We start from the raw sequence: 22,804 nt of genomic DNA on the forward strand, positions 1-22,804 counted from the left end.
ACCACCACTCAACTTAGAAACATGTAAAAAAATCAATTATTTATTCTTATTGTTATTTAAAACTCTCTATATATTTTTTTCATTTATCACCTACAGTAAACTGTACTGTTCTATTATCTTTTAGATTAAAGTTCGGAATAGCTAATACCTCTGTTTCTTGAAGATAATTCATCGACTGTAACCAAGCACTTAGTAATTGATCTGGGGTTGATAACCACGGTTCTTTTACAACATCAATTTGTATTCCCCCCCATTCATTTTCACTAACTATGGCTGGCGTGTTTAACAATGAAGATTCACCAATCAATTCTACGATATCCTCACCAAAATATGTTCGATGACCAAGCCCAAGAGGACCCACAGGTCCAAAGTTGACAGGAGCAGGTTGTGCACAAAAATTCATCCATCTGTGAAGACGTTGTTGATCCGTTTTCCAAGGAACTGTGGAAGGCCAAAAAATATGGGTATTACCATATCTCGGCTTAACAATCTGAGCTATACTATCAGATAATTCAAATAACAATGGCCATAATGTTCGAGGCATTGAGTTAAATTTGAAATGTAAAAATGATCTAAAGCTATAACCCAGACTAAAACTTCCTTCATATTTTAAATTCTCAGTTCTATGAAGATATATTTCTGTATCCTTGAATGGAGAAGCTAGTACTCTTTCTAATACATCACTTTTATTATAGGTTAATCGTGTCATTTCATTCGGCCCCCACTGTGTAGGGATTAGCTGTTCAATTTGTTCTAGTACATTTAATAAACTATTCAATAGAATTTCATTATCTAGTGACACTGACGGGAACATAGAAATCGTAAACACGCTTGGTAATTTATTGTTTTCCAATCTTATCTTCCTCCTGATTGTCCTATCCTCAACTTATAACTCAGACCAGTAACCTTCTCCTGTTTCAACATCCACAATCCATTTATGCGTGACTTTTTTACTTAAGCACGTAATAACACAAAAAATAGCTGCCGAGACTTCTCGGCAGCATATATGTGACTAAAAATGGCTTCTACGTGTACTTGCTACTTTTAAGACTTACACATATTAATTCTATTAATATCAACTATGTCGTTTACGTCATACTCATCAAATTTTTCTAGAACTGCGTTAAATCCATTTGTAAGATGAAACTCCATTTCTTCCTTGTAGATTGGGAAAACTACTAAAAACTGAATTGTCTTTTCCTCACTAATATCTAAAGAAAAAAAGCCCTCATCTTCACGAATTGGAGGTAGTAACAACATACAAGAAAACTTAGTATTACTTGCAATAGGTTCTGGCGGCTCACCGTTAGGAATTGTATCCCCGTAGCAAAACCAAGTATCTCTTTCATTCGGAAATTTCCCAAGCTTTCTAAGCCACCCTAGCGGCCAATACTCCTCAAATTCTTTAATGTTATCTTTGGTAACAGGCCAAGAAGCAGGAAGATACATCATTAACTCTGTATATTTCCAATCTTCATTTTCTTCAGAAACATTTGAAGGAACTAAACTCATTCCTGATGTAATAATTGTATGGTAGTTTCGTTTTTCATTTGCTTCGAAAATTACTAAATTAATATTCAAACTCTCAGAAACACTCTCTATATTAATCAAGCTTGGCTCCCCAATAAATTTACGAAAGTGTTCTAATAAAATTAAATTATCATGGTTTGGTTTATTGACTATCAAAAGATTCATCCCTTTTTATAAATAATCTTACTTGACGCACGCTATAAAATAGATCATCTGTGCAGCTGTAGCAATTACTAAAATACTAGCAAAGTCCCTTCGGGCGACTTTCCTTTCCATCCACATGGTATATGCCCGAACTCATACAATTCAAATAACTCCGTATGGAAACCAGGTTGTATATATGGGCTATATGCATATTCCATCATAGCAGTTAGTAAATCCCACTCGATACTATCATATACTGAAGTTTTTAAATTGTTATCTTGTATAAACGTCGAAACCTTCTTCAACTCACCCTCAGACAGCAGCTTTTTTGCTTGTATCGTAATCTTGTTCCATTCTCTATACTCTTGACGAAAATTTTCATGAAGAGAAGACGTTAATCGATTCCGTATCTGTAGTTTCAAATTATCCCAATTTGAATTGATATTTTTTTCAACATCTCCCCAGTTTTTAGCATAGACAAATTTCGTACCAGCTTTGTCAATCTGCCTCCCACAATTACTAAACCAATCTATTTTAGTAATTCTTTCATCATAGAATTCATTTACGGATTTTAACAATTAATAAACCTCCTATTTTTACTTTAATTTTATTCGCGTGAATAAATGTTTATGGATAGAATTTATTTGTCCTGGTATTTTCGGAATTGGATCATCATCATTTAAACCATATAATAATCTCTGTTCTCTTGCTTTTTCAACAGCACTTAATGCTTGTTTTTTATTCAAACCTGCTTTTCTTAAGGATTTGTACAATGCCAAACTATACTCTGCGTTTGTCGGCATTAGTCCTTTCTTATCCCCTTTACGGTATCTATTAAAGAACTCTTCCATAGTTTTATGTGCCATAAAGTGCGGAGAGCCAATATCCTTAAATGCATTTCCTTCTAATTCTATGGTGTAACCTTCTTCAGATGGAATTACTTCATTTCCATTTCCATCTTTCTTAAATGCAGCATCTTGATTGAGATGATGTTTTTGATTTCCAGACTTGTCATTTTTCCACTCGCCGTATTTCTTAATTTTAATCTCATCATCAGAATTACTTCTATCCTTCCCGTCATTTTCCTGCTTATGTTTCTCATCTTTGTTTTTATCATTGCCTTTACCTGAACCGCCTTTACCAAGACCTTGGCCGTTATTTTCAGCCATCTCAGCTTGAGCTTTCAAGTAGTTCTTCTGGACCTCAGTTTGCTTTATTTTCTGATGCTTAATCCGTCTAGATGGAATCCTTCCACCACCGTTTGGTGCAAGTTCCCATCCTCCTAAACGTTCAATAAAATTATCGAATCCTTCTTGAAGTCTTTCGCCCAAATCTTTGAGATTGCTTTGGATTCCATCCATTTTACTCTTAAGTTTTTTCACTATATTACTCATCGACAAATTACTAAGCAAATTCCGCGCAGAGGTCAGCACACCCCCAAGCTGCGACCACACCCGCCGCACATTTTTCAAAATGTCAGCCTTGTCGATAACGTTCTTCAAACGGTCGCCTGCCTTGACGATCTTCACCCCGGCCTTAATAACGGCTTGTCCTGCTTTGCTTCCTTTCGCGGCTTTGCCAATCTTACGCGCCCATTTTGCTCCGGTCGCTACTTGTCCTCCAATCGGGCATGCTGCTGCAAAAGATAACGCAGCTCCAACATAATCGCCACGCCCTAATGAGATCGCCCCGTTCGCAAGGTCAGCCACTTCACCGACTACCGGAATCATCCCGACTACATCGAGTGCCAATTGCACACCATCCAGCAAGCTGCCCCAGAACGACTTTTTCTCCGGCTTCGGTGCTTCCTCAATTTGCACTTCAGCTGCATCCAGCTCTGGCATCGGCGCAACCGTAACAGGGTTCTTCTTCAGCCCTTCCACTTTAATAACCGAAGCCTGAATATCCGTCTGCCCATCTAAAATAATGCTGCTCGTATCGCAGGTCATCTCAACGCCTTCTTGTGCGGAAATGACGAGCTTTTTCGTCGCATCGAGGCTCATATTCTTTTTCGACGTTATCGTCAAAGGCTTATCGCTCTTCACGACAATCCCGCCATCATCCGTCATTCGGATAAAAATACTTCCCGCTTGCGCGGTCAGCGACACCTCACTAGGCGTCATCTTCAGCTCCTTGCCGTTCGGTGCTCCCCAATACTTTACGCTTGGATCAGCATGTTTCGGCGAGCTGCCACCTCCTTTGCGGACGGAACTCATCGCAGTAGCATTCTTCTCTTCCCCATCTGGGAAGTAAAGCATAACGGAATCGCCTTTCTCTGGCATACAATAGAAACCACTGTTTCCCTCCGCTGTGTAAAGCGATGCATAAGCGAACCAACTTGCTTCCCCCGCGGATTGCTGTTTATCCACCTCAAGATGCACCTTGACCGTATCTTTGGCAACATCGAGTATCTTCCCTTGCAAAGAAGCGCCCACGATCTTATCGTTATAAATAAAGTTCTGACGCATACTCGGCTCCTTGGACAGCTCATAGCGGAACTTAAGCAAACCGCCATCCATGCGGGCATCAACCGCAGACACTTTCCAACGGTCGCCCCGGAACGTAATATTGTCGCCCATGTTAAACACTTTGCCGCTTTCCACCTTATAAACAAGGAAATCGTCGCTGTTAGAAATATGCTCACCGTTCGCAAGGGCATATCGGTATTCATTCAAATCTTTACGGTAATCGTAGATTTCGTTATGAATCTCGCCATTGCGGCCGATTGGAACACCGCAGAAAAACTTCGGCCCGTCAGTCGTCGCATCTGGAATTAATACCGCACCAAAGTGCGAAGCAAGACGCTTTATAAATTGCCAATCTGTCTCCTCGTACTGGACAAGGCATTTCGGAATTGTTTTATTATTGGATGCCATATCGATGCAATCTGAGTTGGAGTAAGGGGCGATGATGTGGTGGATCAGATTTTCATAGCTCATCGAAGCATGTTGGAAAGAACGTGTGCGATACTGGCGATCATACAGAACCGTATAAGATTCCGCTTCAACCGTTATATAATAAATACCGCGAACCATGCGAACCTCAAGGTTCGTCATTAATCCACGGAACAGCGGCTTGCTATCCCCGCCTGCGTTATCCTTTACAAACAAAGCAATCAGATCATTGCTTGTCGATTCGAAAATGCAGCTGTGCCTTTTCTGCTCCGGGATGATCCCGGTTAGCACCAGCTTAGCGTGCTCATTCACCCTGCGCTCTAAGCGCACATCGGTAATCTGCTGGATGTCATAAGGTGAATCGAAGCGGATATGTTCCAAGCCATAAAATTTATCTATCCCCGACACCTGCACCTCTCCCTTTAACACCGTGTGTTATGCCAAATCTTGACCATCGTCTTCAATCTTCAAATCCCCGCAGTACAAGCACATATTTGTACAGTCATTGAGCATTGCAGGCTCATTTTCAATAAGGACGTCGGTCTTTCCACCTTGCCAAGGCATCGTTACCATCGGCGTACACGGCACTGGCTTCAAAATATCTCCATTCGCAGCAGTCCCTGAAGCAACCGCTGGATTTTGAATACTTAAGCATTTTCCAAATGGCTGTATATTAAGATTTGGCTTATAATCAGCCGTGCTCATTTGTGGCTTGCCCTTTACGAACGCCCCATGACTTACTGGCATATGGAGCCGCGTCATCTTCGTCCCATACGAACAAGATATAATTGCACCAGCGACTACATAGCTTTTTTGTGGATTACCAAGTGCAGGGATCATACTTAATGCCGTGCTCATTAATGATCCGAACATAATGCAGCCCCCTCTCGATTCATTGCATGTCTACGTGCTCGACACGTATTCCCGTAAAGTCTCGCCGCAGCATACTTTCAGCTAAAGCCAAGCTTACAATTAACATATCTTCCCGAATTCCGCCCAACTTGAACAAATGATACGGTCCGACCTTCTCTTTCTCGATAACGAGCTGTTTCAAACTTCCATCCAGATAAAATTCCGTAGCTTCAGACAAACAATCAACTACAGGTGGGGCGATGATCCAATACGGTTGCTGCTGTCCCTGCTCCTGGTCGATAAGCACAGCTGAGCGCACTGGCATTTTCGCCGCATACTTTTCCACCAATCGTTTCAGCTTGTCCGACAATAACGGCAAAGGCCGTTCCAAATAATCAACATAACGCTGACGCGATTGCGTTCGAACGTGGAATGGTAGGCTGCCATAATCGGCCCCCCTTTTGCTCTTGTCTCCATCTTCCGTATCATCCGATCGCTGCAGCGTACTAAACCCACCAACTACTTCAACAGCATGCAGCCATCGTGGATCCTGCTTTAACACGAAATATGCCATTAGATACGCCTCCTCACGCCTGCCATACGATCTCAAATCGCTGCTGCTCCGTTATGTTCAACTGCTCCTTAGCCTCAAGCAAGAAAATAGCACCCTGTAAATTGGCATACTTGAAATTCACAGCCTCTACCTTCGATCCGACGAAAATAGCACCACGCATGTCCGCATGTTCAAAGTCTGCCCCTGTCAAATCAGCCCCGCTAAAGTTCAAGGGTTCAAAGCCCGGCATCGTCCATTGCGCCTCATCTTTCAAGCCGCTGCTGCCATCAGCAAAACGGAGTAGTGCTCCGCGAAGGGAAGCGCCACTAAAGTCAGCTTCATTCAGAAGGCTAGCATATAGATTCACACCATCCATCTGACAGTTTCGAAAATGAGCACCTACCGCGATACAGATTGGCATCTGGCTGCGTGAGAAATGACTTCCGCTAAAGTCGCTGTACCGAATATCCTGTTGGACGTAGTTGCCATCGCTCAAATTCAACCCACGCAGCATCTGATAGCCAAGTGGCGCCTCATCGGAATCCGCGCTCCGCACCTCTTCCAACTCTAAACGCACATCCGACTCTTCTTTGACAGACTCGTCCAATTTCAGTACACATTCACTCTGATCTAAATATTCACCAACACGCACCTCAAACTGCGTATGTCGGTTCACATAGCTCCATTGCGGCAGTGCATCGATGCGTCTTAGCGCATAGCGAGCAAGTCGAATCACATATTGATGATAATGAGCTGCTGCCTCCAACATAAGCTGTTCAACTTCAGGCTTAATAACCGTCCCTTGATAAGCAAGCATGTCCCACTCCAACTGTTCACCAAGCTTGAACCAACTTTCGAATGCCCAACCCATGTCCGCTTTTATCGTGCAGGGATTTGGGTCGAAAAACCAATTTTCATCCGTCGCTTCCACCAAATAAAACGCTCGACCATGGATCAATTCTGTGCGCAGCATCGAAAATGTAATATATCCGAGATCGGCCTTCGTCTCCGTCTCCTGCAAAACGATAACTTGCTGACATAGTGAATACATGCTGTCCAGCAGATCCTGCACAAGCTTGTCTTTGTTCGCTTCATAATATCGTTCCAGCGCCAGCAGACTATCGTTAAGCTTCGGCTGCATCACCCGCTCCTTAAAATGCTGCAATTTATCTTCGGTCACTATGCCCGCCATCTATCGCCGCTCCTTTCTCCCTATACACACCAATTAGTTCGACTTCACTTCATTACCAGTAATGATCGTGTCTCCATCCATCTTGATATTGCTTTCTTTACATGAAATAAAAAGCTCTTCTTGAGCGGTAATCGTTATCTTCTTCTCTGACGTCATCGAGATATTTTCCTTTGATACAAACGTAATGTCCTTATTCGAAATAATCTCGATGCCGCCATCATCACTCAACCGAACGAACATTTCACCATCATTGTTCGACAACACCACTTCCGAAGGTCCAAACATAATCTCCTTGCCACCAGCGGTACGCAAATATTTCATGTTCGGATCGCCAAGTTTATTGTTCTTGCCCTCATTGTTGTCTTTGCGAACAGAGCTGAGCGCAATCGAATCCTGTTCTTTATTGCTCGGGAAATAAGCTCGAACGGTGTCGTTAATTTCCGGCATGCAGTACCAACCGCTATTTCCTTCTGCTGTGTACACCGAAGAATAAGGGAACCAATGTGCTTCCCCTTTATTTTGAGAAGGGTCAATGTCCAAATGAATTTTCACATTATCTTTGGACACTTCTAAAATCTTTCCTTCCAGCGAAGCGCCAATAATAGATTCCAAATAAATTCGATTCTGCTTCATACCCTGCTTCGTACTCAGCACATACCGATGTTTAAGCAAGCTTTCTTTCATTTCCGTATATGCTTCGAACACGTAGAGACGTTTGCCTTGGAATTGAACCGTGTTGCCAATATCCATGACATGCTCTTTCGTCTCTACCTCGTAATAAATAAACTCATTCTCATCGATGCCCTCTACATAGTTGCGTGTCCGGTCATAGAAACGATTCAAGCCTTTACGGATGCTGTAATGATAGTCTTCCAACTTACCTTTTGAACTGCTCTCTGGCACGCCGAAGAAAAACTTCGGCTTATCAAACGAAACCGCTGGCACTAATCCTGTATCAAATCGTGATGCCATTCGCTTCAAAAACTCCCAATCCGTCTCCTTGTACTGGACAGTAAAATGCGTCAACGGCGTTCCATTTGAAGCATGATCGATGACATCCACTCCTGAATATTCTGAAGTGACTCTATTGATCAACGCCGAATAAGCCATTCCTTTATGCTGAAAAGAACGACTCTCTCGTTTTACATCCAATTGGTGAGTATGAGACACAGCTTCTACGACAATATGATAGACATCCCGCACATTGCGAAGCTCCACATTGCACACCATCCCGCAAAAGATTGGCTGCGCATTGCCCTGCTCATCGAGCTGACTAATTTCAACTGGCGTATCCTGCGATGTCATCTCCGCATAGCTGCTCTTTAAGTTATCAGGTACAACACCTGTAAACTTCAATCTTGCATGATCGTTCACTTTTTTCGTAATCGTCAGCTCTTGGAGGTAGGTTAAATGAAAAGGCGACACCTGCAAGTTATTGTAGGCCATAACCGATTGACTCATCTGTTTGTTCCTCCTTATTCTATCGATTCAATGCGAAAAGACTCCACGATAGCTAGAGCGACAAGCTTCCAATCATCCATATCTTCTTCCATGCAATTAAATGTACAGAGCAGCGCTTTTTTATCGAAATACGTAAAGAACATATGATTGAACATGCTTGTATCCAAACCTGGCACGATAAAGCTGAAATAGCCTATCGAGCGCTCGTTAATTTCTTTAATTCCGTCTTCAATCCAGCGCGCCATCGGTTGAGAACGCTTAAAGATGTCGATGACACCCACTTTGAAGTCAGGCAATGTCATACGATTGAGATCATGCTCGGTGCATTTAAATGTAAGATTTATCGTACCTGCTTCATTGGAGTAAATCAGTTCTGGTCGATTGTCCGTAGGGTATTTGCGCGAGGCAAGCTTAGCCTCCATAATGTCAAATTCTCTTGGCAGACGAATGGTCGCTTTTCCGTCCAAAATCGTTTTTTGCTCGAATAAGACGCGTTCATCTCCAATTTGGACAAACCAGGTTCCAACCTCTTCTTCATTCGGCTCAAAGAGTTCTAGCGGATTTATCACTTGGCTTTCCTCTTGGGCGCGATTGAGTAGTTCGATGATTTTTTCATCCATGCGTGTCATAGTGGGTACACATCCTTTCGGTTGATGCTTGTAAAATGAAGTGCAATACAATGAAAACCTAATTTCTTTCTGTCGTTATCGTGTGGGGAGTAGATCATTTTTCCGATCGCTGTTGTAGTCAAATCGTTTGGATTGCTGATTATGACGGATACCATTTGACTACAAAGGCGAACACTCCGTTTCTCCAAAATGATTCTGCTCCCTGGCTTTTCGACAGTTACATGTAAAGAACGAAAACATGAAGTTCAAAATAGATTAGTGATTGTATGGACGATGCTTAAGCCGCATCCAACTTATCGCTCGTTGTTTTACAACATCGCTACATAACAAGACCAGCAGGGAGAATTTATAGAATCGATTACAATTAGGAAGTCACGAGACTCGTAAATTGATAGGCTCACACCATAATCCAAGATCGTTGAAATTATTAAAATGAAATAGACCAAAAGCTAGTCGACCATGATACGCTGCATGCCCCCGCGCATTATATCCCCGCTTGCTCGTCTTCCGCTGCGCGCTTCGTCGAGAATACGGGTTAAATGTTTATGGATTTGCACATTTGTATATGGACGATAGCCCCCACCTATACGCTGGGCAATATAATGCAGAAGCAGTTCACGGGGCACGATTCCATCGTTCAGTGCCTGCATCGCAAACGATACATCATAAACGTGGCTCGTCCCGCTCTTTAGCAATTCGGTTGCAAAGCAACGGATAATCATCGGGTGCACTGTGCTGCTCTCATAAGCAGCGTAACGCACATGAATCACATTGAACGTGTTGTATTCCGTTGCCAGATCGGCAAAGCTCTGATAATCAGAACGCAAGCGAGCGCCTGCCTTCAGCTTGAAGCGACCTAGCTCCAACTCATTTGGTTGCAAGTTCGTATCTTCATGCAGTACAACGACAGAACGATGCGATACGAAGTCACCTATCATCTCTGGTTCCTCGAAGCGAATTTTTAATAGCGTCTCTTTCCCCGTTGCCTTATAGGGCAGTTGGTATGCCTGATCCAACACGTACACGATGCCATTATGCTTCACTATGCCTTTGGCAATCGTTAGATCGCTTTCCCCAATCGTTACCTCTGCACCAGTAAGCACGCCATCTGCATCATACTGGCTATAAATATCCAATAAAGTGCGCGGATAATCGCGAATGCTCTCTAGCATCTCCCGCTTCAAAATGCGCCCTTTATAAAATTGTGGAACCGAATTCGAGAACATAACCGTCCCCCTCTCTGTCTACGCCATCACTTCAATCCGTCGAAGAAATCCAGCTCGGACAAATCATTTTCAAACGCAAAAAACTCTTTCTTCCCAATATACAGCTGCTCATCTTTACGCGATATCGGGACAACGTGGAACCCCCAATTGCTGTCCTGTGCAAACACGAAAAACTTTGCTTCCCCATTTACAATCGAGTCTGTATCATCCTGCAAAATGTGGTGCCCGTACATCCGTGCAATCTCTTCATACATTACCGCCCGGTAGCTGTCTGGCTTATTCCGATACACCAACTTACGGCGCAGTTCGCCATCACTTTCCTTCAAATAGAATTCCGTCTCTGCCACATCCAGTGGACGAGAAATGAAACCATGCACTTGATCCAGCCTCTGGTGGCTTGCCATCAACACTTTCTCATGACGATTATGAGTAATCGCTGTCAATTGGTACGGAACAACGGGAGCTTCTTGCGTAATTGAAGCCTCAATAATACCCGCCTTCCTTGCACTCAAATAGCGAATAGCCCCCCTTAAACAAGCGAGCTTCAGCTCTGGCACTTCGTTCGCATCTTCCGCTTTTTGACGGAACTCAATTGCCCGCCCAGGCACAAATTCCTTCAACGCTTCGCGGAACACATCTATCCGACAAGACTGGCCTGTCAGCTTAATGATCGAATACTCCTGCAACCGTCCATCATAGTAAAATTCATCTAAGAACTTGCGCACTATCTCATAAATATCAGCCCGAATGAGCTGGTTAATTTCTTTAATGTTGAACTCTACAGTGGGAGCTTCATATACATCCTTAAATTGACCGTTTTGTAGCAGAGCTAAGCTCCAACGTTCTACAGCCGTTATTTTCAAGTCATTTTCTTGGCTGTTCGTACCTACTGAATCATGGAATCGATTACGCAAAATACTCGTCTTGCGGAAAAATTCCTTCTTCATACTGTCAGCGAGTTCCCATAAGAAATAAAAGTTGTTCCTTACACGGTGGTACTCATCACGCGCACGATTCTCATATTCCTTGAAACGAGTCGGAATAAGTTGTTCCGCTTCCGAGTAGCTGTCCTCAAACTTTTGATAGACAGCATCTACCCCGTGCTCATCTACATAGCGATAAATGTCCTGACTAGGAATATCGATAAACGAGTCAATCTCAGGTACGAGCTTGCCTGTGCGATAGTACTGAGCAAATACAACCTTCATAAACTGCATAATTCGATACGTAATATTGTTGCCACCAAAGTTCGTATCGCCATTTTCATATGACGTATGGATATCAAGCTTATAGGAAATATGACTGTCCTCAATTCGGAAACGGCAAGAAGATAAATCCGTCGTCCCTCCACCACAGTCAATGACTAATGCCTTATATTCTTCTCCATCAAGGAAACGATCTTTGTCTAACTGATCGGCGATTGCGTTATAAAGCACAGCCATTCCTTCATCTAACGCATTCGCGGATTCAATCTGGTAATGCGGCAGCACTTCTCTGAACATATCGATAAACTGTGTCTTCAATTTCACTGGGCTTGATAAATGAAGATGTTTGAACTTGCACTTGAATTGATGCTCGGCCGTCTGCACCACATACTCCACATAGGCACGAAGCATTTCCATTCGGCTTACTGTAGTAGCATTGCCCTGCCCATCCATCACTTCCTCGATCCGCATATAATCGTTAACCCAGCGCTTCATCCCATGGTAGACAGAGGCTTGGCCGCTATAGCCATTTTTCCTCATGTACATAAGGGCATCATAGCCAAAATGAAAATGAACCTTCTTAGGCTCGGAACAGTCGGCAATACTAATCAGTGTCGGCAATATTTCAATCCACTGCGTCTCTTTGTTCGTCGTGTCCGGAAACGATACAACATTCATACTGTTTAGCTTTACAAGTCCGTTGAGCAAATCATTGCTGCACGGTGATGAAATATAGGTGCTATCCAAATAAGCGCCTGCCGTCGTATTTGAAGTACCAAAGTCAATTGCCAATACAGCATCCGTCTGCTCCAATTGTCTAATTTCTAGATCAGCAACAGGAATCCGATAAAAATGCAAATTCGCTGGTGGCTGAGGACGCGGATCATTGTACGTGCGGTACAAATAATCGGAATCTTGCTTACGGAAAAATAAGAAGCTATACTGCTGATTGACCGTCTGCCGCAATTCTAGTTCTGCTGCACGAGTGAAATAGAACAAGCCTGCTTGGCCGTCTGCCTTCACTAGATTCAATATGCCACACAGTTCTTGATGCTCATTTACTAAAAGAACATTAGATTCGGCAATACCGCTGCCCGCTTCAACCTTATATTGATCACGCTTGTTAATGTGCAATCCATCATAAAGAAACATGCGTGCAGGCACTTTAATACTCCCATTGTCCGATAACGGAGTTAACAAATAGTTACAAAGTGCCTTCTCTACTCGCTCAAACCCTTCAGCATTATACTTGTGGATGAGCACTTCTCGATCTGCCCCACGGAACTTGAGCAGTGTCGCAATCATCCCTTCCCGATCAAGTGGATTGGCGTAGCTCTCTACTAATCGTTCACGGAAACAAATATTGCGTAGTTGCAGTGTTGTCATCTCGGTCAACTCTTCACGTGTATATCGTGCGAGCTGCTTGTCCTTGGGATTTCCATTCGTATAAAGTCGGTATGAATAGGTATTGTTCACGTTCAAATTCGGTCCTCCCCTGCCGCATAATCGATTACAAAATTAATAAAGTGCAATATAGTCAACTTGCATCGTTTTATCCACATCAATAACGCCGAAATGCCGATCCCAGTACAGCTCGGTTTGGAATCGAATAGGGAGAAACAAATCTTTAATCAGCTCTATTTTAGCCAACGCCTGCTCGCTATACGGCTGACCGATATAGAACAACAGCTCGTCTTTCTCTTCGCAGTTGGCATAAATTGTGGACTGCTTAAATATTTTTCGCAGCGTATCCTTTAGCAAATAGATCGCTTCGCCTGATTCATATAAACGCAGTACATTGCCTGCAATTACCTCTTGTTCGTCTTTTGTGAATAGCTCTATGTTTTCACTCACACTAGTGCCAAACACCCCAGCCTTCATATCTCTCAGCGCAAAGCGAATATGGTACTCACGCTTATTCATCCCCTGCATCAAATCGATTTCCGCCAAAAAATGAATGGCCAAATCAAACAACGTATGCCGCAGCTCTTCCTCATGATCGTTCTCGGCGTCGAACAAATCTTTGAAAATAGAATGAAAACGATAGTACGGATTAATCTCAACCGTTCGTTCCACGCTCTGGTCGTTCAGCATCTCACGACTAATCTCCATGTAGGGAGAATAGACTTTGGCTGGAACGAAACGCAGCTCTGACTTCGCGATGCCCTGCTGTTCCGCCTTCACGACTTGATCCCAGATGTAATTCAAGTCCATTCTCCTTCACACTTGTATTCTGGGAAGTACATCTGCACTTCTGAGACGATAAAGCTGAGCACATCACTCGTCGTGAAATTGTTCGTATGATGCAGCCTAAATTTCATCCGCATAATCTTTTTATCCCGCTCAACACGAACATGATCGCTAATGAACGGATTCATATTGTACGTCTGTTCCCGCTCATCCGAACGCTCCATAATTGTAATTTCCTCAAGTTCAAGCCCTTTTGATACTTCAAAGGTTTGAATGAGGCGAACAATTTCCGCTTTTGCACGAACAACTATCGCCTGTCTGCGTGCAAATCGATCGATAAAGCTGGAAACGCGCTTATTGGATTGCCTATCATACATCGGATGACCTAGTTTACTCGTTACGGGCTGTATAATTTTAAGAACATTCCATAGCATTGACTTCGATTGCGGTGTCACGATGATTAAGTCCTCATATCCCCGCTTTGTATAGCGGATATCCGCTTCATCTCCATCGATCAAGTAGCCGTGCCCAACACCTGTAGCATGCAAATTCATAACGTGTTCGTAGCTCACCCGATCCTTTGCAGGCACTGGGAAGCCCACAGTGCGCATCGTTAATCGCTCAATGTTCCACAATGGCACCAAATTCAAGCGTTTGTAGACCTCGTATTCTTCCAAATGTACTGAGATTTCAAAAATCTCTTCACCTTCACGGAACATGCCTTCCTCGTAAGTAACGAGATACACATCAAAAAACTTGTATGCATAAGGATGATTGACGGTTCGCCAAGGCACGTTGTTAACTTGAAATATACGATACAACCTCTCTATTTCTTGCATGTACGTTGCATTTTGTTTGAGCTGTACACCTACCGTATGCGATCCCCTTGCTGTAACTATAGTGCCTGTAAACGTCCGCTCTTGTTGAAGCAGCGACTTCAATAGAACAAAGTCACACTCCAAGAACAACGTTAGTAAATAAGCATCTTCACCGCGATTCAAAGCTGTTAGCAGCTCCGTCATATTGCAGATCTGCTTATCCATATCGGCCGCCACCATCGGATGAAGGTATTCATGAATGGGATCGACATCCTCTCTAGCAGCAAGCGAGACGTAGATATCGTATTTATCTCCCCAGTCTTCCATTTCATTAAATACACGCTCTTCGAGTTGACGGTTCATCTCTTCTTGATACTCCATTAGATTCAATAGAGCGCCACTTACAATCTGCTTAAGCATCTTACGCTGTTCAAGGTCTTCCATTCGGCTAAGCCGATCGAGTATGATATCCTTCATCAACGTTCACGACCTCCTTGCTGCGCCCGCTCCATACGATTATCCGAAGTAGCAGCCTGATCTCCTGTTGATTGTGATCCAGTAGAGCTTCCCGTTGGTTCCGACTCCCCTGTAGACTTAGAATTTGAGGCAGGTGACTCAGAATTCCTTGGTCCATCCGATCGTGAGCGCTGTCCTGCTATAGCTCCACCATTTTCTTTAGCCTCTTCCCTGCTCGTTTCTGGCGTATTTCTAGTGCCGGATGCTGCCCCATTGTCATCAACAGGGACGCTTGTACCATTCACAGACGGTGTTGTTAGCTGCGAAGAGGAAGCAGGCGGATTGACGTTAGAAGCTGGTACATTTGTATTAGGCTGTGTCACCACCGGAGGGGTAACAGCATCACCAGACGCGCCTGCATCAGCAGCACCCGGCGCAGTGGCAGGAGGTACTGGCGGCTCCATCTTATCCAAAGCCTTCGAAATTTTCCGCTCCATCCCGAGCACCTTCTCCAGCATATTAATTTCTTGATAAATTTGTTGTGCAGACACATATGACTCAATCGCCATTAAATAATCTTGCGCGGTCATGAGCTTGTCTCCATCCTTCTCCAGCTTCTCGGCTTCAAGCTGCTTCGTTCCTTTTACAATGCCATACAGCTTTTCTTGCGTAGCTAGCAGCTTCTCCTGAATGACATCCGCCTTCTCATAAGAGGAAGTCGCCGCCGCTTTACTTGCACGTATGTAGGCATTTTGAGCACCAAGATAGTTGCCACTCTGGAACTTCATATCGCCTTCTTTGACCATGTCCAACACCTTGACATGAGCCTTCGTACGCTCAATTCGTTCTTCCATATCGGCACGGCTTATTTCCTTATGTGATTCCGACTCTTTAAGCGCAATTTCATACATGCTTAATGCCTTCGGATAATTTCCTTCTTTAAATAACTTATCTCCATCAACCACAAGCTGCACGAGACGCTGCTTATTCGTAAACAACTGCTTGTTCACACGATCTTTCAAACGAATAGCGGCATTTCGACCATCGCTGAACTCTTTAAATGCCTGATCATAATTGCCGTCCCGTAAATAGACTTCACCATTTTGCCTATTATCGATCATGCCTTGCACAAGCTCCGCTTTATTAGCAGCCTGCCGTGCCATCATGTACCACGCACCACCGCCCAGTAGTGCGAACAGAAGAACCATAATGAGAATGCGACGCATAATAAGCCATTTCTTCTGCGGGTCTTCCTTAAATATTTTATTAGCAAAAATAGCTGCTGCTGTATAATTGCGAATAACCTTTGTCTGCTTGCTGAGCAAAATATCTTCCAGCGTATCCACCATCTGTTCAGGGGATTGTGCTTCTTCGGCGGCATCCAGCATTTCGACACGACTAACGCCTTCCCACAATCCAGATGTACATAACAGCATTGCATCTCCATCTTCAAGTCGAAACTTCGGCGATACGTATGGTTCCATCGGTTCAGGTTGTCCCACATATTGCAGTAAATTGTGGCGTTCCTCGTGGTGATCCAGCGCTTCATCCGATATTTTCTCTTCATTCGCAAGCTGCTGCGCCAAGCTCAAATCCTTGCTCTTAAACGTCAATCGCCCTTGTCTAAAATGATATAAGCGGGTGTTGCCCACTCCCGCCCATCGAATTCGTGTATAATCAGTCGCAACGATCGTCAAGCTAGCCTTGAGCCTGACTCGGGTGCTATCCATCTTTAATCGTTCATGTGCACGGCGCAAGTACCGCTTCAGTCGAAATCGAGACATCGTAGGCTTCTGTTGGAATTGATTCAATATCGTCTGAATCGCAAGCTCCGCGCTCTCTATTTCCCGGTCCGTATCAAGCCCGTCAGCAATGACCCAGCAAGCTTTGTCGTCCATTTCCACGAACGCAAAAAAATCTTTATTGTTCACGAACGTGCCGGCTTCTGAAACGAAGCTTGTCACAAATTCACTGTTGTCTCTTCTCATCCGTGTGCCCCGCTCCTCCTTCGCTACTCGCTCTCTCCTGCCGCGGCTGCCCTGTTAACGATGCTCTAAAATAATGATTGTTGCATTGTCTTGATTCGGTTTGTTACGCTGTTCCACGACCTCAATAATGTGCTGTGCTGCTTCATGAGGGGATAGCGGTTGCGATAAAATGTTCTCCAATTCCAGCTCCGTCAAGCAATTTGTAATCCCGTCACTGCACAGGACAATTTTATCTCCCGGCTGCAGCCAAATCGGCGCACCGCAAACTTCCATATGCTTAAAGCGCTCGAACCCTAGAAAGTTAACAAGCCGCTTGCGCATCGGATGGTCTACGACATCTTCCTTGGCGATTTCGCGGCGCAAATATCTTTCTTTCAGCACAGATTCCAGCGTGTGCTTCTCATTAATCTCAATCCATTCCTTATTGCGAAATATGGCAATGATGCTGTCTCCGACTGCTCCCCAATACAGCTGCTCATCAGCAATAACAGCTGCTACGAGCGTCGTTCCACCTCGCTGCCCCTTCAAATTGCGTACAATCTCGCTATTGCTCATGCGAGCCGCCTTAGGGAAAAATTGCTCGAGCATATTCGGATGATCCAGCTTGAGAAATTCTCGAATAAACGTGTTAACCGCAATCGTACTCGCCAATCTTCCATTTTCTAATCCACTCATTCCATCTGCCAATACAGCAGCTGTCCCAATTGGTGTCGTTACGGATGAGAAGTAGTCATCCTGCTCGTCTCTTGCCCCAATCGTCTGCCCATTACCGATACGAACATCGGATGTATCTTCCTCTGCTTCCATTCGCCGCTTTGCAATGAGTAAGCCAATAAGTAGGACTGCTAGACCTGCTAAAATGAGATAGGGTACTCCATTCATATCACTCATAATTGTCCCTACCTTCATCCAGCCTGATGATCCCACTCAAAGTGAATGCCGCATAAGGGGATGAACAAGAATTTACTCTGCCCAAGCTCAATCACATCGTAGGCATTCAGCTCCACAGGTGAATATACGGCCTCATTATTGTGATAAGCTAACCCTGAGGCATCTCCTGGAAGTAGGAAGAAATTGCGCTTCTTCGGATCATATACGATGACTGCATGATTACGACGAGAGATCGCGTTATCGCCCAAGATACGAATATGCATTTCCTCGGCACGGCCGATAAAATTCTTCTCCGCCATAATTCGATAGTCCTGGCCTTGCTGGGGGCCTTCAATGCATACAAGCCAGCCCGTTACTGGTGATACTCCATCTGTCTCACCTAAATAAGGAAGCGTGCGATCATCTTCCTCTACTTTTGCAGGCACTTTGCGGCTTTCAGCTTCGGGCTCCACTGCGACATTACAGTACGGACAGATGCTTCCGTGCTTGCGTGTACTAAACATGTGACCATTTGCGCATCTTCTCAAACTCATTGTGCTCATTCCCCCGTCTATTTCATTTGAAGCCGTGTATTTGCAACTAAAATAATATCTCCTTGCTCAAGCTTGTGAGGATGTTCCTTTTCCAATCGCTGCTTGCTGCCTGAACCACGATGTTGGATGCCTGTCCCGTTGCGGGACTCAATATCCTCGATATACCAAACGCCCGAAGCATAGTTAAGAACAGCATGTTCTTTACTAATCAACGAGGCGTACTCAGACTCCGTCAAATCTATATCAACCTCGCTCTGATTCGATCTTTTTCCAATCAGCAAGGACGTTTCCCCATTTATGTACCATTCCTTGATACTATCTCCATCTTCATTTAGCAGCACAAGCTTCGTAATACCTACAGGCTCTACAATTGCAGCTGCTGGTTGTTTTTGTTGCGCAAACCTCCAACCAACTCCAATTGCCGTACCAACGAGCATAATTCCTGCTGCTACCATGACACCCTGCGTCTGATTCATAACGAAGGCATAGTAGACAATACCAAGCATAATGACAACCAGCATTGCATTAATCACTTGAATCCAAGTGCTGCGTGAACGGGTTGACTCCTTCACATGGACTCCTCCTATCTTTGCTTCTCTCATAGTTCTATGCGGATTAGCAATCGAATGTAAGAGACATTTTTATCGCCCAATAGAATCGTTGATTTCGTGCTAGAAACCACAAATGATCATTTCCATAGAGAAATAAAAAATTGCTCCAAATCCGGCTTGATCCTCACATCTTCGTTGTACTGCCAAGAGAAAGAGCATTGCGCTCCTCCTAACGGAGAGAGCCTAGTTGCCATATTCATATTCGTTAACCGATTACACTAGCGTTTACGCCCGCCGAAATAACGTTCAAACAGTTCCGATGTATCGATGGGATTGTTCTTTCCATTTCGATTTTGATTCACTTTGCCTTCCTTCGACTTCGGATCAAATCCGAAAAACCGCTCAAAGTTCTGATGCATCTGCTGCATGTCGAACTCCACTTTTCCTGATGCTGCGGTACTACCTTTTTGTCTGCCTGCTTGAGTAAAGGATGATGATCCCGCTTGTGCCCCTGCCCTTGATCCGCTGTCTTTTTGAGCTAACTGCTCATCATAAACTTGCCTTGACGCTTCATCCGACAGTACTTGATAAGCCGAAGCCAATGCTTTGAATCTAGCTTCCGCTTGCGCATTTCCTGGATTGACATCAGGATGATAGGTTTTTGCCAAGCGACGATAAGATTTCTTAATCTCATCTGCGGATGCCGTTGAACATACTTCGAGCAATTCATAATAGTTTAGATTCATCGTATTATTCCTCATTTAAAGGATTGGATTAACTCTCTTTCACCAGTGCAGGTACACATTAAGGGGCATAACGCCCCTTAACATGCGAATTCCCCGTCGGGAGGCATCGTTACGCTTATACAGCGTAGCCGCCTTCGATTTTTGTGAATTCTGTTTTGTCTTTCTTTTGTTTGATATAAAGCGTGAATTTACCTACGCCCTCTGTATCGCCGAAAGACTCTGTGTAGTCGACTACGAAAGCGTTTGGAAGATGGATTTTGCGAACTACTTGATCCGCAGCGATTACTTCCAATGTTACTTTGCGGTAGCAATCCGCTTTCTCAGCAGATACGAGCGACCAATTAGCCAACTTCAATGTGTCGTCAGCACTTTCCCCGTCAACTGCTGTGATGATTTTTCCTGACAACTTGATTGTTGCACCCACGTCTGTGGAGCGAGCATTGGAATCATCCGGTGTGTCTGTTTCGTATTGAACCGTTTGGATGTTGTCCATACCCAATTCGATAGTTTCTGCACCTTCAACTTTTAATCTGAATCCCATGAAAAAACCTCCTCTTAAAATAAATAATGGCTGTTCGAGGATGACCCTCGAAATATATGTGAAGAGTTGTGACAATTAGTCACATCCCAAGCACACGAATCAGTGTGCACGAACAGAAAAGTGCTACCTTTAGAAACACACTCAGGCTATAGCTCTATTCAACTAAGCTTTGACTGGAGTAGTAGCCTTTGTAATCGAAACTTCCAAGTTCTTCACGTTGCCGTTGAAGACGAGATCGATGTGACAAAGATTGCTCTTCTCATCGATGATATAGGTCATATCGTCGCCTTCTTGAACGATGGAGTTCACGAAGCCTTTGGCGTTAAGCCACTTGCTCTTCTGACTGCTTGGATTGTTGCTGAAAAATTTCGCGATATTGTCATGCTTGAAGTCACCTGTCTGGAAGCGAAGAATACGCTCGATGTACGTACTGACGAGTGTTTTATATAAAGAGTCGAAGCCGTCTTCAGCCGAAGCCAAGCTGCGAGCTTTATAGACTGTAATCCGTTTAATATCTTTTCCTTGCAGCTGCGCATTCTCAGATGAGAAGACGAACCCAAAGTTACGCTTATTGATGGCATCCTTGATGTTATTTGTAAATCCGGAAATTTCTTTCGCCATCGTCGTAACGGTACGCAAGCTGTTGTCTGCTGCCTCGATATCGAAGCGCACGCCTGGGAAATCTTTGCCGACATTTTTGAATGACTCCTTCAAATAGTCAGGACATTGTGAAGCGGCAACAATCCCTGCCGCTACGTAAGATGCTCCCACATAGACACCTTCAATCCAAAGCTTTAAGATATCTTCTTTTTCCTTGGAAAGCTGAACACCCTGCTCCGTTTGAAGCATGCGACTGTCGATAATGACTCCGGACTTGTCCTTCGGAATAATCGTAAAGTTCGGGATACAAGGCACCGCGAATTCACTGTAGTCTTTACGAATAAGCACATTGCACTTGTCGATATATTTTTCAATCCCGGCTGTAGACATGCTGTTGAACGTCGTCTCTTCACCAGTCTCAAAGCTAAAGAACACTTGTACTTTATAAGGCTTGATCGTATCAAGCAGTACAGACAGCGATTCCATCGTATTACCATCCTGTTTCACTGCCTTTTCGTTCCCGCGGAAACGCTCACGGCTGACTCGCACTGCACTGGAAGACCCCATATCAACGGATGGCACGATACCGAACCAAATCGTTTCAGAGAAATCATTTTTAGAGTTAACTGTATTTAAATACGCTTCGAGACGAGGCATATTACTGCTCTTAATCGTCATGTCCAGCTTGCTGTTTGTAATGAGCATGGCAGGCAGCATGCCGCGATTTTTGGTTGTATATTGATCAAAGAACAACTTAATCCCTAGCATTTTCTCTACAAGCGGCTTCACTGTTTTGACGAAGTCGTCTTTGGCATTTTTGTAGAATTCCAAATACGTGTTATAGTTCTGAACTTCCTTCTCTACGTTAATGTCCGACTGTACAGCAGGAAGTGGACAGAACGTACGCACAACCAAGTCCTTCACGTATGCAGAAGGCGACTCGGTAACCGAATCATAGTCATCTTCGAATACAGTAACGAGCTCATTACTGCCGTTGTCATCTCTCAGCATAAGTGCCGTACTGTCCACTTTCGGTGCTTCTATGATTTTCAGTTCGCCATTTTCACCGATCATTAGCGTACCAATTTGAATGCTCTCAGATTGGTTCTCTTCAGATGAACCGCCAAGCAGTAAACGCGTCTTAATATCTTCGATTGCTAGCGGTAGCAGAGCCATCACGTTGTTATAGTTTTTGCTTGCATCCTCGAACAAGCCATTCAGCTTGTCGCCGATATCAAGCTTCTTCGGATCGTTGTCATCCAATTCTTCGTACTGGTTGTACACATAATGAATTTCTTTACGAACCTGACGAATATCGTCCATCACTTTCTTTGGCGAGATCATATCGAGCAAGTTCTCAAACTTGAAGTCCACATTGATGATGCCCTGGCTTTTCTTCGTATCAATTAACGTAAACAGCATTTTCAAGAAATCATTGTTCTGGTCAATACGAATTTCAGAAATACAATCATCGGAGATGCCTTCCGGCTTACGCAGTGTATACAATACTCGTTGATTCGAAGCGTTATAGAATGAGTACACTGTTGGGGAAAACTTAGTGAGAAACTCGTCAAAGTTTCGGACTAGCAAGTGTTGATTAATTTCTTTTATCTTGTCATCACTTAGGCTGTCGATTCCTCTTACATCGCCAACAATGGTCAAAAGGTCTAATTTCTCAGGATTAATCTCTTCGAATAGCATCGTTCGATTCGTCTGATGAATAATGTCCACGGCTCGTTGCTATAAACGTGACAGATTGTAACCCTAGTGCCATAACGATAGAACAGGGCATTAAGCTGTCTGT

20 protein-coding genes are annotated in these 22,804 nt (G+C 43.9%); all 20 read right to left on the reverse strand.

Annotation, left to right across the window (positions count from 1 at the left end; all coding sequences use genetic code 11):
• Window positions 1-79 precede the first annotated feature (79 nt).
• Window positions 80-853 carry a hypothetical protein gene (locus tag IFO66_RS10825; RefSeq protein ID WP_192025160.1) on the reverse strand — a complete coding sequence of 258 codons (774 nt, stop codon included), beginning with the start codon at window positions 851-853 and terminating at the stop codon, window positions 80-82.
• Window positions 854-1,044: 191 nt separating this feature from the next.
• Window positions 1,045-1,686: a suppressor of fused domain protein gene (locus IFO66_RS10830; protein ID WP_192025161.1), complete on the reverse strand. Its 642-nt coding sequence runs from the start codon at window positions 1,684-1,686 to the stop codon at window positions 1,045-1,047.
• Between the two features lie 77 nt (window positions 1,687-1,763).
• A complete protein-coding gene (locus IFO66_RS10835) occupies window positions 1,764-2,252 on the reverse strand; it encodes a hypothetical protein (RefSeq protein ID WP_192025162.1) in 489 nt (162 codons plus the stop codon).
• Window positions 2,253-2,270: 18 nt separating this feature from the next.
• Entirely contained in the window at window positions 2,271-4,976 is a 2,706-nt protein-coding gene (locus IFO66_RS10840; RefSeq protein ID WP_192025163.1) for a phage baseplate assembly protein V, read from the reverse strand.
• Window positions 4,977-5,003: 27 nt separating this feature from the next.
• Complete coding sequence (locus tag IFO66_RS10845; protein ID WP_225445675.1) at window positions 5,004-5,441, reverse strand: DUF4280 domain-containing protein; 438 nt, start codon at window positions 5,439-5,441, stop codon at window positions 5,004-5,006.
• A 19-nt stretch (window positions 5,442-5,460) separates the two neighbouring features.
• Window positions 5,461-5,994, reverse strand: coding sequence for an imm11 family protein (locus IFO66_RS10850; RefSeq protein ID WP_192025164.1), 534 nt, complete (start codon window positions 5,992-5,994; stop codon window positions 5,461-5,463).
• 13 nt (window positions 5,995-6,007) lie between these two features.
• On the reverse strand, window positions 6,008-7,165 hold the full coding sequence (locus tag IFO66_RS10855; protein ID WP_192025165.1) for a pentapeptide repeat-containing protein: 1,158 nt from the start codon (window positions 7,163-7,165) through the stop codon (window positions 6,008-6,010).
• A 33-nt stretch (window positions 7,166-7,198) separates the two neighbouring features.
• Window positions 7,199-8,626, reverse strand: a complete 1,428-nt coding sequence (locus tag IFO66_RS10860) for a contractile injection system protein, VgrG/Pvc8 family (protein WP_192025166.1) — start codon at window positions 8,624-8,626, stop codon at window positions 7,199-7,201.
• 14 nt (window positions 8,627-8,640) lie between these two features.
• Window positions 8,641-9,255, reverse strand: coding sequence for a hypothetical protein (locus tag IFO66_RS10865; protein ID WP_192025167.1), 615 nt, complete (start codon window positions 9,253-9,255; stop codon window positions 8,641-8,643).
• A 449-nt stretch (window positions 9,256-9,704) separates the two neighbouring features.
• Window positions 9,705-10,481, reverse strand: a complete 777-nt coding sequence (locus IFO66_RS10870; protein WP_192025168.1) for a DNA and RNA helicase — start codon at window positions 10,479-10,481, stop codon at window positions 9,705-9,707.
• Between the two features lie 26 nt (window positions 10,482-10,507).
• The gene (locus tag IFO66_RS10875; RefSeq protein ID WP_225445685.1) at window positions 10,508-13,072 is read right to left on the reverse strand and encodes an acetate and sugar kinases/Hsc70/actin family protein; all 2,565 of its coding nucleotides are present in this window, start codon (window positions 13,070-13,072) and stop codon (window positions 10,508-10,510) included.
• Window positions 13,073-13,204: 132 nt separating this feature from the next.
• Complete coding sequence (locus tag IFO66_RS10880; protein ID WP_192025169.1) at window positions 13,205-13,900, reverse strand: iron-dependent peroxidase; 696 nt, start codon at window positions 13,898-13,900, stop codon at window positions 13,205-13,207.
• Window positions 13,891-15,171: a normocyte-binding protein gene (locus tag IFO66_RS10885; RefSeq protein ID WP_192025269.1), complete on the reverse strand. Its 1,281-nt coding sequence runs from the start codon at window positions 15,169-15,171 to the stop codon at window positions 13,891-13,893. Before IFO66_RS10885 ends, IFO66_RS10880 begins: the two co-directional genes overlap by 10 nt.
• Window positions 15,171-17,138, reverse strand: a complete 1,968-nt coding sequence (locus IFO66_RS10890) for a PP2C family protein-serine/threonine phosphatase (RefSeq protein WP_192025170.1) — start codon at window positions 17,136-17,138, stop codon at window positions 15,171-15,173. The genes IFO66_RS10885 and IFO66_RS10890 overlap by 1 nt, the downstream gene beginning before the upstream one ends.
• 54 nt (window positions 17,139-17,192) lie before the next feature.
• Window positions 17,193-18,029 carry a PP2C family protein-serine/threonine phosphatase gene (locus tag IFO66_RS10895; protein ID WP_192025171.1) on the reverse strand — a complete coding sequence of 279 codons (837 nt, stop codon included), beginning with the start codon at window positions 18,027-18,029 and terminating at the stop codon, window positions 17,193-17,195.
• 14 nt (window positions 18,030-18,043) lie between these two features.
• Window positions 18,044-18,562, reverse strand: a complete 519-nt coding sequence (locus tag IFO66_RS10900; RefSeq protein ID WP_192025172.1) for an FHA domain-containing protein — start codon at window positions 18,560-18,562, stop codon at window positions 18,044-18,046.
• Window positions 18,563-18,579: 17 nt separating this feature from the next.
• Window positions 18,580-19,134 carry an FHA domain-containing protein gene (locus IFO66_RS10905; RefSeq protein WP_337912884.1) on the reverse strand — a complete coding sequence of 185 codons (555 nt, stop codon included), beginning with the start codon at window positions 19,132-19,134 and terminating at the stop codon, window positions 18,580-18,582.
• A 257-nt stretch (window positions 19,135-19,391) separates the two neighbouring features.
• Window positions 19,392-19,859, reverse strand: coding sequence for a J domain-containing protein (locus tag IFO66_RS10910; protein ID WP_192025173.1), 468 nt, complete (start codon window positions 19,857-19,859; stop codon window positions 19,392-19,394).
• Window positions 19,860-19,974: 115 nt separating this feature from the next.
• Window positions 19,975-20,400 (reverse strand): membrane-associated protease 1, encoded by a 426-nt coding sequence (locus IFO66_RS10915; protein WP_144987098.1) that lies wholly within the window; start codon window positions 20,398-20,400, stop codon window positions 19,975-19,977.
• Window positions 20,401-20,562: 162 nt separating this feature from the next.
• On the reverse strand, window positions 20,563-22,731 hold the full coding sequence (locus IFO66_RS10920; protein ID WP_192025174.1) for a transcriptional regulator: 2,169 nt from the start codon (window positions 22,729-22,731) through the stop codon (window positions 20,563-20,565).
• Window positions 22,732-22,804 lie beyond the last annotated feature (73 nt).

This window comes from Paenibacillus arenosi, from assembly GCF_014841135.1.
GTDB lineage: Bacteria > Bacillota > Bacilli > Paenibacillales > Paenibacillaceae > Paenibacillus_B > Paenibacillus_B arenosi.

Excerpts from the sequence above, each read along its gene's own strand:
- IFO66_RS10900 (WP_192025172.1), bottom strand. The coding sequence starts at position 18,562 with ATGAGTTTGAGAAGATGCGCAAATGGTCACATGTTTAGTACACGCAAG.
- IFO66_RS10910 (WP_192025173.1), bottom strand. The coding sequence starts at position 19,859 with ATGAATCTAAACTATTATGAATTGCTCGAAGTATGTTCAACGGCATCC.
- IFO66_RS10870 (WP_192025168.1), bottom strand. The coding sequence starts at position 10,481 with ATGTTCTCGAATTCGGTTCCACAATTTTATAAAGGGCGCATTTTGAAG.
- IFO66_RS10850 (WP_192025164.1), bottom strand. The coding sequence starts at position 5,994 with ATGGCATATTTCGTGTTAAAGCAGGATCCACGATGGCTGCATGCTGTT.
- IFO66_RS10860 (WP_192025166.1), bottom strand. The coding sequence starts at position 8,626 with ATGAGTCAATCGGTTATGGCCTACAATAACTTGCAGGTGTCGCCTTTT.
- IFO66_RS10855 (WP_192025165.1), bottom strand. The coding sequence starts at position 7,165 with ATGGCGGGCATAGTGACCGAAGATAAATTGCAGCATTTTAAGGAGCGG.
- IFO66_RS10915 (WP_144987098.1), bottom strand. The coding sequence starts at position 20,400 with ATGGGATTCAGATTAAAAGTTGAAGGTGCAGAAACTATCGAATTGGGT.
- IFO66_RS10865 (WP_192025167.1), bottom strand. The coding sequence starts at position 9,255 with ATGACACGCATGGATGAAAAAATCATCGAACTACTCAATCGCGCCCAA.
- IFO66_RS10875 (WP_225445685.1), bottom strand. The coding sequence starts at position 13,072 with ATGACAACACTGCAACTACGCAATATTTGTTTCCGTGAACGATTAGTA.
- IFO66_RS10845 (WP_225445675.1), bottom strand. The coding sequence starts at position 5,441 with ATGTTCGGATCATTAATGAGCACGGCATTAAGTATGATCCCTGCACTT.
- IFO66_RS10890 (WP_192025170.1), bottom strand. The coding sequence starts at position 17,138 with ATGAGAAGAGACAACAGTGAATTTGTGACAAGCTTCGTTTCAGAAGCC.
- IFO66_RS10880 (WP_192025169.1), bottom strand. The coding sequence starts at position 13,900 with ATGGACTTGAATTACATCTGGGATCAAGTCGTGAAGGCGGAACAGCAG.
- IFO66_RS10885 (WP_192025269.1), bottom strand. The coding sequence starts at position 15,171 with ATGAAGGATATCATACTCGATCGGCTTAGCCGAATGGAAGACCTTGAA.
- IFO66_RS10895 (WP_192025171.1), bottom strand. The coding sequence starts at position 18,029 with ATGAGTGATATGAATGGAGTACCCTATCTCATTTTAGCAGGTCTAGCA.